Annotated in this window: 11 protein-coding genes; 7 read left to right on the forward strand and 4 right to left on the reverse strand. The window is 51.9% G+C overall.

Annotated features, from left to right (window positions below; all coding sequences use genetic code 11):
* The 4 genes from LAT75_RS12985 to LAT75_RS13000 form a co-directional block, all read right to left on the reverse strand.
* A partial coding sequence (locus tag LAT75_RS12985; RefSeq protein WP_291483104.1) for a triple tyrosine motif-containing protein occupies window positions 1–2,071 on the reverse strand: 2,071 nt, incomplete at its 3' end.
* Between the two features lie 249 nt (window positions 2,072–2,320).
* The gene (locus LAT75_RS12990) at window positions 2,321–3,679 is read right to left on the reverse strand and encodes a sigma-54 dependent transcriptional regulator (RefSeq protein WP_291483105.1); all 1,359 of its coding nucleotides are present in this window, start codon (window positions 3,677–3,679) and stop codon (window positions 2,321–2,323) included.
* On the reverse strand, window positions 3,660–5,159 hold the full coding sequence (locus LAT75_RS12995) for an ATP-binding protein (RefSeq protein WP_291483106.1): 1,500 nt from the start codon (window positions 5,157–5,159) through the stop codon (window positions 3,660–3,662). The genes LAT75_RS12990 and LAT75_RS12995 overlap by 20 nt, the downstream gene beginning before the upstream one ends.
* A 4-nt stretch (window positions 5,160–5,163) precedes the next feature.
* Entirely contained in the window at window positions 5,164–6,069 is a 906-nt protein-coding gene (locus LAT75_RS13000; protein WP_291483107.1) for a PhnD/SsuA/transferrin family substrate-binding protein, read from the reverse strand.
* 356 nt (window positions 6,070–6,425) lie between these two features.
* Here LAT75_RS13000 and LAT75_RS13005 point away from each other — a divergent pair, with 356 nt between their 5' ends.
* The 7 genes from LAT75_RS13005 to LAT75_RS13035 all read left to right on the forward strand — a co-directional run.
* Complete coding sequence (locus tag LAT75_RS13005; protein ID WP_291483108.1) at window positions 6,426–7,067, forward strand: hypothetical protein; 642 nt, start codon at window positions 6,426–6,428, stop codon at window positions 7,065–7,067.
* A gap of 11 nt (window positions 7,068–7,078) precedes the next feature.
* Window positions 7,079–7,546, forward strand: a complete 468-nt coding sequence (locus tag LAT75_RS13010; protein ID WP_291483109.1) for a CYTH domain-containing protein — start codon at window positions 7,079–7,081, stop codon at window positions 7,544–7,546.
* Between the two features lie 41 nt (window positions 7,547–7,587).
* Window positions 7,588–9,222 (forward strand): SLC13 family permease, encoded by a 1,635-nt coding sequence (locus LAT75_RS13015; protein ID WP_291483110.1) that lies wholly within the window; start codon window positions 7,588–7,590, stop codon window positions 9,220–9,222.
* Window positions 9,223–9,252: 30 nt separating this feature from the next.
* A complete protein-coding gene (locus tag LAT75_RS13020) occupies window positions 9,253–9,900 on the forward strand; it encodes a DUF47 family protein (RefSeq protein ID WP_291483111.1) in 648 nt (215 codons plus the stop codon).
* Window positions 9,901–9,912: 12 nt separating this feature from the next.
* Window positions 9,913–11,076, forward strand: a complete 1,164-nt coding sequence (locus tag LAT75_RS13025; protein WP_291483112.1) for an inorganic phosphate transporter — start codon at window positions 9,913–9,915, stop codon at window positions 11,074–11,076.
* A 60-nt stretch (window positions 11,077–11,136) separates the two neighbouring features.
* Entirely contained in the window at window positions 11,137–12,423 is a 1,287-nt protein-coding gene (locus tag LAT75_RS13030; protein WP_291483113.1) for a porin, read from the forward strand.
* A gap of 73 nt (window positions 12,424–12,496) precedes the next feature.
* A partial coding sequence (locus tag LAT75_RS13035) for a hypothetical protein (protein ID WP_291483114.1) occupies window positions 12,497–12,927 on the forward strand: 431 nt, incomplete at its 3' end.

Raw genomic sequence — 12,927 nt, forward strand, 5'->3', positions numbered from 1 at the left:
AGCAGGTTTGCAGCTCGAGCAGGCTTCGGGTGCGCATTTCCCTGAGGCGCAGTGTTTTAGTGCGGGAGCGGTGCAGGATTCCGATCGTAATGAGGCCCAGAAGGATGCAGAAGATGAAAAACCAGATCGTTTCATAAAAATGCGGGGGCACCACGACCGGAAGACTTACTGTTTGGAAGGTGCCGTCGGGTCCGGCGGCCCGAACCTGAAAGCGGTACTCACCGGCAGGTACATTTGTGAAAACAGCTGTGCGCCCCGAAACCGGATTGCGCCAGTTATTGTGAAGGCCCTCGAGCCGGTATGAGAAGGTAATCAGGTCAGGGTTACTGAAGTTAGGCAGGGTGAAGCTAACCCGAAAATCCCGGTCGCCCAATGGGAGCACGATTTCCTGAAATAATCCTGCCTGCAGGCTTTGGTTGTTAAATGTGAACCGGTCAACTACCGGACGGTTCAGGCGTTCTGTTTTCAGGTTGATGAAATCCTGCGGGTCAATAATTACTATACCGGCCTGATTTGGAAATACAATAAGACCGTTTTGCAGCATCAGCCCCGCGTTATCGACACCACCGTTGCCTTCGTTGTTAATCAGACCCTGTTCTTCTGTAAGTTTGAGAATGTGCAGATGATTTGTTTCACCGCTTGCATAGGCATTCAGATTCTCTGTTGAAAAGCGCATAATGCCGCCGTTGGAGTTAACCCAAAGGTACCCCAACTGATCGGGAATGATGCGGTGCAGGCCATGATTGAGCAGGCCGTCGGAGGGCAGAACGGAAGCAGAACTGCTGATGGTACCGTCGCTCCCCAAAATGATGCGGTTTAGGCCGCGATCCTGAGTGGCGAGCCAAAGGGTATCGGCAGCGGCAAGGTGAATGTCACGGATGAAGTTACTGCTCAGCCCGTCTTCAACAGTGAAATGCTGGAAGCTCCAGTCTGCCGGGTTAAGCCGGAAAAGACCTGAACCGTTGGTGCCCAACCAGAGGGTTCCGTCGTCCTGCTCACGAATGATCCGCACTCTGTTCAGCTGCTGCCCGGTTTTTTCATTTGCCAAAAAAAGAGATTCATCACTCTTAACAATCAGGCCCTCTGTAGTTCCAAGAAATAAAAGCCCCTCCCTGTTACGGTGTGTTGCCGTTATTCCGGGACTGCGCGGCGTAAAAAAGGGGTCAAACCAGCTTTGTCTCTCCCAGGCTTCGTTTACAAATTTCCAGAGTCCGGTTCTGTCATTATAACTGTAAATGGTGTCATCTGAAGGATCTGCAAACAGGTACTGGAAATTTCGTACCAATCCGCCGGCACGGTTGAAGTTTTCCAGGAGTTTGTTTTCAGCGTTGTAGCGAAGCATAAACTGCGGATAGCCCTGAATCCAGATATCATCAGTGCCGGTTTGTGCTATGGAGTAGGTGTTTCGAAAACGGATGCCGCTGCCTGAAGAAAAGTTACGGACCTTGCTCTCTTTGATCTGAAAGAGCCCGTTGTTGCGGGTGTAAACCCAGATGGTGCCCTCAGCATCCTCAAACCCGCCCCGCAGTTCTTCATTATCCAAAACAACCTGCCCCCCGATTCTCACAAAAGTTGAGTCGATCAGAATCCGGGATTCATTTACGGTTAAAGTGTGCTCCTGCAAAAAAGGAATCGCCCGGCCTTTCGCGCTGCCAAGCAGGGCAACCTGTTCGCCTATGGCATCCAAACCGGTAAATAAGGGTAGTTCGCTGAGGTTTGTTTGGTCGTGATTGGTAAATGTGAAGCCGTCGAAGGAGCTGAGATTGCCATACGGGCTTGCAACCCAGATCAGGTTTTCTGAGTCAATACCCACACTCATCAGCCGCGTTGAGGATAGGCCTTCCGAATTGAGCTTGTTGAATGTTATAAACTCATACCCGTCAAAGCGGACCAGCCCGTCGAAAGTCGCCATATAAAGAAATCCATCTTCTGCCTGCACAACCTGCCAAACGGCATTCAGCGGCAGACCGTCGGCTATGGTAAATTGTTTTACAATATGCTCGGGTGATGCTTGGGTTGAGAACGGGTTTTGCTGAAACAGAAATACAAGAAAAATCAGGCCTGAAACCATAGGGTCGGCAGTAATTATTTAAAGGAATGCCGTTAAATCCGTGCGCTCTTACAGCTGAATTTTGAACGATTACAATATAAGAGTAAATATGCACTAACGAAGATTGGATTTCTTAAGATCGGCTGTTAGGGAAGCGCTATTTGAGATGTAATGGAACAGCCGGGAGCAATCCGCACAGTGCTTTTAGGAAAAAGTGTTGCGCGTGAGCTTTCATCTTTGCGTATTTCGCAGGGCCTGACGATTGGTGTTTTAGTTTTTGTGCCGTTCGAGCTTGCTGCGAAGGGTGCCGCGCGGCAGGTCCAGCAGTGCGGCTGCCCGGCTGATGTTATGTCCGGTTTGTTCGAGTGCCCAGCTCAGGATCTCTTTCTCCCGTTCGTTCATGTAAGTTTCGTAGGAGGGGTAGCTTTCTGCTGCCTTTTTGTGCGGCGGCTGATTTAATGCGATTCCTCCGGCTGTATCTGTTTCAGGAGCCGTGAGCCGTGCTGCAATGCCGGTATCTCCCGTTGCTATGATGCGCTCAATCAGGTTTTCGAGCTGCCGTACGTTTCCGGGCCAGTTGTAATCACAAAGCTGATCGAAAAAGGCTTCAGGCAGCTCACGCAGCAGCAGTTCTGCTCCCCGCTTTTCAAAAAAGTGCTGCGCCAGTTCCGGTATATCTTCCTTCCTTTCGCGCAGGGGCGGCAGCCGCAGCGGGATGATGTGCAGCCGGTAGTATAAATCTTCCCGGAACTTTTTTTCTTTTACCATCTGCTGCAGATCCACCTTAGTTGCCCCAATGATGCGCACATCAAGTGCAATGCTTTCGGTGCCGCCAACGCGGTAAAACTGACGCTCCTGCAGTATCCGCAGCAGCTTTACCTGCAGGTGGAGGGGGAAGTCGTCGATATCATCAATAAACAGCGTGCCCCCGTTTGCACGCTCAAAATAGCCGGTGTGCCGGCCGGCTGCGCCGGAGAAAGCGCCTTCTTCATGGCCAAAGAGCTCGCTTTCCAGCAGGGTTTCGGGTATGGCGGCGCAGTTTACAGCCACAAAAGGGCCGCTGCTGCGCCGGCTGAAACGGTGCAGGGTTTTGGCGGTAACCTCTTTGCCGGTGCCGCTTTCACCCTGAATTAAAACCGTGTAGTCGTGCACGGCTACGTTCCGCATGGTTTCGGCCAGCTTTCGCATTACAGGCGAACTGCCGATCATGGGTTTGTTTTCAATTTCATCGAGCCGCTTTTTGAGCTGCTCGTTTTCGGAGCGCACCTTTCGGAAACCGTCAATATTCCGGATCAGGATGAGGAATTTTTCGGGAGTCAGCGGCTTAGTCACATAGTCGTAGGCACCCTGTTTGAGTGCCTGAACCGCCGTTTCTACACTCGCGTAGGCGGTAATCACAATTACCTCGCAGTCGGGATTCGCTGATTTGGCAGCTTTCAGAACCTGCATCCCGTCGCGGCGGGGCAGCCGCAGGTCGGTGATAACCACATCGAAGCCGGGATCCTGCTGCAGCAGCCTTATGCCGGCTTCGCCCTCAGCTGCGGTTTCTGTGCTGTGCCCTTCTTTGCGCAGCAGGTCAGAGAGGGTTTTTCGGGTGATGTTTTCGTCTTCAACGATCAGAATCTTCATGTCTGTTCAAAGGCAGGGTGATGGTGAATTGGGTATAGGCGCCAGGCTTGCTTTCCGCACGTATTTCGCCGCCGTGCGCGCTTACGATGCCGTGCGTTACCGACAGGCCGAGGCCGGTGCCTTTTCCGGTTTCTTTGGTTGTGAAAAAGGGCTCAAAAATGAGGCTGAGTTCTTCCTCCGCTATGCCGCAACCGTTGTCCCAAACGGAAATCCGGAAATGCGAGTCGCCGGCTGTGCCCGTCTCAATCCGGATTTTGCCCCCTTCAGAAACCGCATCGAGGCTGTTGAGCATCAGGTTCATGAGCATTTCCTGAATTTGCCCCGGATCGGCCTTGAGTTTTGGGAGCGGGTCTTGGTGAACAACTTCGGTTTCGATCTGTTTTTCGCGGATCCGGTAATCGAGCAGGTCGAGCACCAGCTGAATGTGCCGCTGAAGGTTAAGCGGCTCATCTGTTTTTTGCCGCTGCCTTGAGTAACCCAGCAGTTTGGTAACTACGGTTTCAATCTGAGTAAGCCCTTCGCTTATGAGCGTTAGGTATTCCTGCGTCTGTGCTTCGTTGCTGATGTCCTGCTGTATGCCGTACACGCAGAAGCGCAGCCCGTTCAGCGGGTTGTTTACTTCGTGCGCCACGCCCGATGCAAGCCGCCCGATGGAGGCGAGCTTCTCTGCATGAAAAACCTGCTTCTGCGCCTGCTCAAGCTGCTGCCGTGAATCCTGCAGGCGCTGTTTGAGCTTTTCAAAATGCTCGATGAGGTAGCCAATTTCGTCGCTTCGGGGTTTGAGCTGCGTCGGACCGGTGCGGTCAAGGTCGATTTTATCAACCTCTGCGACAAAATCCCGCAGGGATGCAAGAATCCGGTTGATCAGAAAATAGAGAATGGCCAGGGTGATGATGATGGCCAGCAGGGTAAGGATTAGCAGCAGGAAAAAGGAGTTGCTGATCTGTGTGCGCACCGCAGAGCTGTCGAAGCCGATGAGTACGCTTCCCCAGCGTTTTTCGCCGATTTGCAGCGGCTGAAAAGCCTCCAGAATCCAGCTTTCTCCATCCCGGTATATGCGGGTGTGGGTTTGCCGCGCCTGCAGGATACCGGTTACCGCTTCATCTTGTACCCGCATTCCGTATTCGGAAAGATTGCTGTGGGCAATTACCAGGTTGTTGTTGTTGAGGATGCTGATGTAGCGCACGCCGTCCACATTTTCGAGGAAATTCTGAATATGCGTCTCCAGCAGTTCGCCCCCGAGATGCTGCCGGTTTTCGGCATTAATGAGAATTTCGGTAACGGGTATGGAAAAAGACCTCACAAACGATTTGGCACTTTCCTGCTGCTGATTCAGAATGAGGATGCGCCACTGTAGCAGCGCTCCGGTGGAGATCAGCACCATCAGCACGGAAATGACCAGCCCCGTAACGGCAATAATCCGGAATTTAATGCTGGACCGGAACCAGTTTGGCTTTCCTTTTTTGCGGTTTTTAACCATGGCTTCAGGGGGTAATCAGGTGCAGGTAGTCTTCGGTGGCAGCAGTTGTGAAGCCGAAGCTGAACTCGGGGTCCCAGCTGTTAAGCAGCCTTTTATGCTCCGGGTTGGCGGGGTTAAGCGGCAGCAGCAGCCGTGTAAAAAGGTCGCTGAGCTCCTGCTGCCTCTGCCCGGCCGCAACTACCAGGGGTGAACCGGGAACCGGCTCTGATTTGGCAATGATTCGGATGCCGCGGCCTTCAAACTCACGGGCGACCCGGTCTTTAACGGCTCCGGCATCGTAGTTGCCCCGCATCACCTCATAAATAACAGTGTGGTGATGCTGCAGGAAATCAATATTTGCCAGGGTGTAATCAGAGAGAACGGGTCCGTTGGCGGAACTGCTCAGCAGCCAGTTTCCGGAAAAGGAATCTTCAGAGGGAAGGGCAAGCCTGCTGTAGTGAAGGTCTTCAAGACTCAGGTAAAGGGAGCCTTCCCGCACTACTACAACCGAATAGAAAAAGGGCTCACCATTTTCATTGAGCGGCTTAAGGACCGGAATTAAATCAACTGAATTACGGGAGTCTGCAAAAATGTAGGAACCTAAAAAGGCTGCCTGAACATCACCGGCAGCAAGCTGATGAACCGTTGAGCGGTAGGAGCGGCTGGTTACCAGTTCAAAATAGAACTCTGAATGGCCGGTGAGGTAATCCATCAGCGGCTGATACCCGCGGTACAGCACGTTCGAGGGGAAGCGCGAAACAACGCCGATCCGAATGGTATCAGCCGGAGCTGCTGCGGGTTCCGTAAAAGTTACTGCAACGGAAGGGTACGGGCTGCTGATATCCAGAATTCGGGTGTGCAGCATGCTGCTCAGCCATGCGAGCGCCAACAGTACGGCTGCAGTGTACAGGGTTAACCGGAGTTTTGCCATAAATCAGAATTGCCGTTACGGGTAAGGGAAAAGGATTATGTATTGCTGTGCTATAAGCTGTTATGCAATATTCATACCTCAATATTCGAAATTTAAGTAAGCGATTTTCCGGCTTGAATTCAAGCATTTGGCCGGGCGGGTGGCGAAATTTAGCCGGTAGTGGCGGGATTTCGCCGGTAAGGTGGCGGGATTTCACCGGTTTTGCCGGGCAGGAAAAAAAATACGCTAAAAAAAGGCGTTTAAAGGCTGTTAGAGAGGGGTGAGGTACAAAACCGCGACTTTGGCACGCATGTTGAATATTGAATAGCGCTATTAGATTATGATAGTACTTCAACTTCAACAAACCTTTTAAAAAAATGAGCAAACAAGAATTAAAAATCGGTGAGCAGTCAAAGCCGAGATTTGAATTCAGGACCTTCGGACAGGATTTTGAGGCTGCCCGCTTTCGTATGGCGCGGCTTTCTGTACCGGTACCCGAAAAAGTCTGGGAACGGCAATCAGCCGAAATTTACATTCTGTCGCGCACCAACGATATCAACAATACCAAAATCCGCGACGGTAAAATGGATATCAAAACCTATGTACAAACGGTTGACGGCCTGGAGCAGTGGAATCCGCTGATGAAAGGCGAATTTCCGATGCAGCGGGAAATGCTGGAGAAAGAAGTAATACCCGCATTTCAGGTTGAAATGACATTGCCGGATCAGCAGGCATTTACCCTTGATGAGTTCATAGCCCTGGTTAATGCCCATCCGGAGCTTCAGGCTGTAGATGTGGTGAAGCAGCGTTTCGGCTACATGGTAAACAACACCATTTGTGAGTTCGGGTACGTGCTCATTAACGGAGCCAAAGTGTGCACCATCAACTCGGAATCAACTGAAGTTGAGGATATCAAAAAGACCCTGGCCGATACCGGTCTGCAAGGTGTAGAGAACATCAACTACCTGCAGGCCATCAAAAGAGTGATTGGCATGATCCGCAAACCCCTGGCAAACTAACCGGAGCACATATGGCTAAAGAAATTGAACGTAAGTTTTTGGTGAAGGGTGAATTCAAGAGCGCTGCCGAGAAGCAGATGCGCATCACCCAGGGCTACCTTTCATCTGTACCGGAGCGGACAGTGCGGGTGCGGATTAAAGGGGAGAAGGGCTTCATCACCATTAAGGGGATCGGAAGCAGCAGCGGAGCAAGCCGCTACGAGTGGGAAAAAGAGATACCCGTGAGCGAAGTGAACGAGCTTCTCGAAATCTGCGAGCCGGGCGTAATCGACAAAACCCGCTATCAGGTTCCCTTTGGCGGGCTCACCTTCGAAGTTGATGAATTTTACGGTGATAACGACGGCCTCACGGTAGCAGAAGTGGAGCTCTCTTCTGAAGATCAGGCCTTTGACAAGCCCGAATGGCTTGGCGAGGAGGTTACCGGAGATGTGAAGTACTACAACTCCATGCTCATGAAAAATCCATACAAAAACTGGTAGCCGCTTCGGCTGTTCAGTGCTGAACAAAACCGCCAAAGAAAATGACGGAAACAAAGAAGTCTGCATTTATTGATGCCAACGGAAAGGAATACGACCCGCTCGACATGCGGAATTATTCCATTGAAAAACTGCCGAACCGGCAAAAGAGTAAAATCGAAACCCTTATGGCCGCTTTTGGTGCCCCGGTTGCGATTCTCGCCTTTATCGGGCTGGCGTTTTTTACCAACCTTCCGTACCTGCAGAATATCGATGCCCTTAGCCTGCAGTCTGAACAGGCTCTGAGAATGTTCACAGAGCTTGGTCCGGAACAGTTTATCCGCAACAATCATTATATGCTGGCTATTTTTGCGGCCGCCATTATTCTTTGGCTTACAGCAGCGATCCCGAATTATCTGGTATCGCTCATTCTCATTATATCCCTGGTGCTAACCGGGGTGCTGCCTGAACGGGTTGCCTACGCGCAGCTTGGGCACCCGGTCATGTGGCTCAACATTATGTCGTTCGTGCTGGCGAGTATGCTCGTAGCAACGGGCGTTGCCAAGCGTTTTGCACTGTGGTTTATCCTGAAGTTCGGCAAAAACGCAGGCACGATTTTTATCAGCTTCATCGCCATCAATACGCTGCTTTCGGCCTTCATTTCAGCAACAACAGCCAAAGCAGCAATCCTGCTGCCCATTTTTATGGTTATTGCAGCCGTGTATGGTGCCGACGGCGGCGACAAGAAAACCAATTTCGGCCGCAGCATTGTGCTTCAGAACCTGCTGAATATCAACCTCGGGGCAGGCGCATTTGTAACCGGCTCAGGAGCAAACCTGCTTGCGGCGGCACTCATCAGCGGTGCTATTGAAGGCAACGTTTATTTTTCTGACTGGATGTTTGCCATGTTCCCCACTATGGTGGGCATGATGTTCATCGGGTATTTTGTGGCGATGCGCATCTTCTTCCCCCTGGAGAAAAAAGAGCAGCGCCCGCAGATTAAAGGAGGGATGCGGCGCCTTGAAGAAGAATACAAGAAGCTCGGCCCCATCAGCTATCAGGAAATCAAAACGATTGTCATTTTTGTGCTTATTCTCGCGCTGTGGTCAACCGACCGCATACACGGGGTTAGCGCAACGGCTATTGCCTTTGTGGGCGCCATCATCGCCCTGCTTCCGCGCTACGGCATCGTAAGCTGGAACGACGTTGACATCCCCTGGCACCTTATGCTGTTCTCTGCGGGGGCGTACACCCTCGGAGCCGGCTTCAACTACACCGACCTGCCGTCGCTCACGGTAAACGCCTTTTTCGACAGCCTGGGCATCGGAAACGAAACCGATTTCTGGATGCTCTACCTGCTGCTCACCGGGGTAATGTGTTTTAGTGCGCTCCTCTTTCAGTCGAAAACCATGCGCACCATGATTTTCATCCCGATTGCGATCGGTGTTGCACAGCGCTTCGATTTTAGCGTGATCAGCCTGGCACTGCCAACTGCCTTTATGATCGAATATGTATGGGTGCTTTACTTCAACAGCAAGCCGGCAGCCCTGCTGTACGAAACCGACCGCTACGACCTGAAAGATGCCTTCAAATTTGGAATCACGATGATGGTGATCGGCTACCTGCTGAACATCGTACTTGGTGAAACCTGGTTCAGATGGCTGGGCATTACCCCCGACGGCGTTTTCGGAATCTTTTAAACAAAATATTTATCCTAAACCATTGAGCCCATGATACAGCTGTTTGGAAGTCATAAGCAGATTGAAACCGAAATTGATGAATTTCTTGATCAGATAATCGGCGGGGGGCTGCTGTTTAAAAAGGGCATTAAGTTTTATCTCGATGGGCGCTTTGAAGAGTTTGAGCAGCGGCTCGCAGAGTTAATTGAGCTTGAAAAGCGGGCCGATCACCTGCGGCGCGATATCGAAACGAAGCTCTACACCAAAACCCTCATCCCGGAGTTCCGGGGCGATGTGCTCGGGCTGCTTGAGCACTCCGATGCCGTACTGAATCAGATTTCGGATACCCTGCTGGAGTTTTCAGTCGAAAAACCTGAAACCCTCGACGACCTGCGCGACCTCAAGCACGAGCTGGCCAAAAATGCCATAAAAGCCTCCGAATTTATGGTGAAGTCGATACGGTGCTACTTCCGCGATCTGAGCGCAGTTCGCGATAATATTAAACAGGTGCATTTCTCGCGCGAAGAAACCAACCGCCTGAGCGAAAAATACAAGCGGGAAATTTTCAGCCGTAAAGAACTCCGGCTCAGCCATAAAATGCACCTGCGCTACTTTGCCCGCAGCATTGAAAGTATTGCCGATGATGCTGAAGACCTCTGCGACCGCCTGGCTATCGCAGCAATAAAAAGATACATATAACGGATTGTACTGATGGAATGGATTTATTTGCTTAGCGGGCTGTTTCTGGGCTGGTCGCTGGGTGCCAACGACGCCGCCAATATTTTTGGCACCGCCGTGGGTTCCCGGATGGTCACCTTCAGAACAGCTGCCCTGGTATCAACTGTGTTTGTGATACTGGGCGCCGTTATAAGCGGCGGAGGTACAACCGAAACACTCGGTCAGCTGGGCGCGGTGAATGCCCTGGCCGGTTCTTTCACCGTAGCACTGATGGCGGGGTTGAGTGTTGCCATCATGACCAACATGAAACTGCCGGTTTCCACATCGCAGGCTGTGGTAGGCGCCATTCTGGGCTGGAATTTCTTCACCGGTTCCCCCACTGATTACGGCAAGCTGCTTGAAATTGTGGGCACCTGGTTTTTTTCGCCCATACTGGCCGGCGGTTTTGCAATCGGACTGTATCTGCTGGCCAAGCGCTGGCTGGGCAACGCGCGCATCCACATGCTGCAGATGGATGCCTGGACCCGCCTCGGCCTTATTGTGGTTGGTGCTTTCGGAGCCTACAGCCTCGGGGCCAATAATATTGCAAATGTGATGGGTATGTTTGTTTTTGCGGCGCCCTTCGATTCGTTCTCCGTGTACGGCTTCTTCGAATTCAGCGGCACGCAGCAGCTTTTCCTGCTGGGTTCGGTATCCATCGGGGTTGGTATTTTCACCTACTCCTATAAAGTGATGACAACTGTGGGCAACGACATTTTCCGGCTCACCCCGATTCTTGCGCTAATTGTGGTATTGGCCAAATCGCTCGTGCTGTTCATTTTTGCTTCACAGGGGCTTGAGCGGATCCTGCTCAGCCTTGGCCTTCCTACGCTGCCGCTCGTGCCGGTTTCAAGCTCACAGGCCATCATCGGAGCCATCATCGGGGTAGCGCTTGTGAAAAGCCGCTCCAACATCAACTTTGCTGTGGTGGGCAGAATTGCTACCGGTTGGGTCATCACGCCAATAATTGCAGCGGCGATGTGTTACGTTGCCCTGTTTTTCGTGCAAAACGTATTTGAACAGCAGGTAGTTGACCGCGAGCAGCAGCAACAGCAAACAAGCCTGATTACACCCGCTGCAGAAATTCTTCAATTTAATAACCCGGATCAGCTGCTTCAGGCCGGTTCTCTGGCGGATATGCTTCCCGCAGGAGAGTAAGCCCGCAGCAGGCTGTTGCCGTATCCTTCAAAAAATAAGACATGTAGGTGTGCAAACATTATGAAAACGAACGTGATACTGATGGTTTTAGGTGCTTGTTTATTCTGTACCGGTTTATTTGCCGGCAGTGTTGAGGCACGTCAGATTGATACAACTCAGGTACACTCGGCCATTATGAACCCCGGTGAAGTGCGGGAAGGAATTCTCGTTTACGAAGATCCCTCCGGCGACTGGTATATCTGGTCGGATCACCGGCTCTACTGGGATGCTGCGTTTTACATGGGGGATAACCCCAATCAGGAAACCCTGCCCATGACCAACGGAGCTATGCTTCGCCGGGGTATCATTCAGTTTAAAGCTACCATGTACCGCGATTGGGAAGCTTACATCGATCTGAACGCCTCTCAGGGTGATGCGCTCACCCCGCGTGATATGTGGGTAGCAAGGCACTTTCGCGGAGACTTCCACAATTTCTACATTCAGGCCGGTAATTTTAAGGAAGCTACCGGTATTGAGCGCCTTACAAGCTCAAGGCTGATAACATTTATGGAGCGAGGCGGCGACGGCATTTTTGAAGACGGCCGACGTAAAGGAATCGCCCTTACCTACTTTAACCCCCACATGTGGGTGCAGGCAGGCAGCTGGGGTCAGGAAATTGATCAGCGGCGCTTCACGCAGGATAATGAAGCCTGGGGCTTCAACGGCCGTGTTGCCTATACACCGATCCGTCAGGATCGCCGCATTGTGCATATTGGTGCCTGGGCCTCTGTGAGACCACCCGATGCCGACAACAACAGCCGCGTGCGTTTGCGCGGCCGCCCCGAAAGCCGCATCGCAAGCAACGACTCGCAGCGGTTCCTCAATACCGGGCAGATTTCTGATGTGGACAATTACACAAGATACGGCCTGGAACTCGGCACCGTGCTTGGTTCGCTTCAGGTTCAGGGCGAATACAAGACCTTCAATGTTAACCGTAAAAACGACCTGCCAAACCCTTCTTTCTGGAGTGGCTATGTGAAAGCTTCCTATTTCCTTACAGGCGAATCAAGAGGTTATTTTGCCGATGAAGGCGAATTTGGCAACTTCGACCATCCCCGGAATCCATGGGGTGCCGTTCAGCTTGCGCTGCGCTACAGCCGTACCAACCTCAACGACAAAAGCGCCGATATTTTGGGCGGAGATCAGGAAGTGATTACCCTGGGGCTCAATTATTTTGCGACCCGATACATCCGGTTTTACTTTAATTACGCCTTTGTGCGCTCCGATGAAAATGCAAACGGTGCCGGAAGCCTCGTGCCTTTCAACTATAACTACTTCCAGACCCGCATGATGGTGCGCCTGCCCTAAAAGGGCCTTTGCGGCTGCGGCTCGTTTAGGGCCGCTGCCGCCCTCTTTTTTTATCATTCAAATTTTTGCAGTCATGAAATACTTTAAATATCTGAGCCCGCTTTTGGTTTTGCTGATGCTGCTTTCCTGCGTGGATACCAGCATGAATGTTCCGGATCCTAACCCCGACCCCGACCCTGACCCGCTGCCGGGCTCGGAGGCGTTGGTGTATTTCTGGTTTTTTGGAGGCGATATTCCCAACAACATTGAACTCGAGCGGGTTGATGCTACTTTTCCCGCCGGAAATGAAGCTTTTCTAAGCTTTATATCGGCCCTCGACGGCTACCCGGATACCGGGCGCAAAGCTTCCATGGAGCGCAGAAATGCCCCTACCGACCTCAACTACCGGCCGCAGGGTAACGGCGGGCGCGAATATCAGGAGGGGGAGATGCGCGCCATACAGATCCGCGCTCCCTTTACCGGTCCAAACGGCGAAAACACCATGATTTTCCACGCACCAAGTTC

The sequence above is a fragment of the Cyclonatronum sp. genome, assembly GCF_022565315.1.
Lineage (GTDB): Bacteria > Bacteroidota > Rhodothermia > Balneolales > Cyclonatronaceae > Cyclonatronum.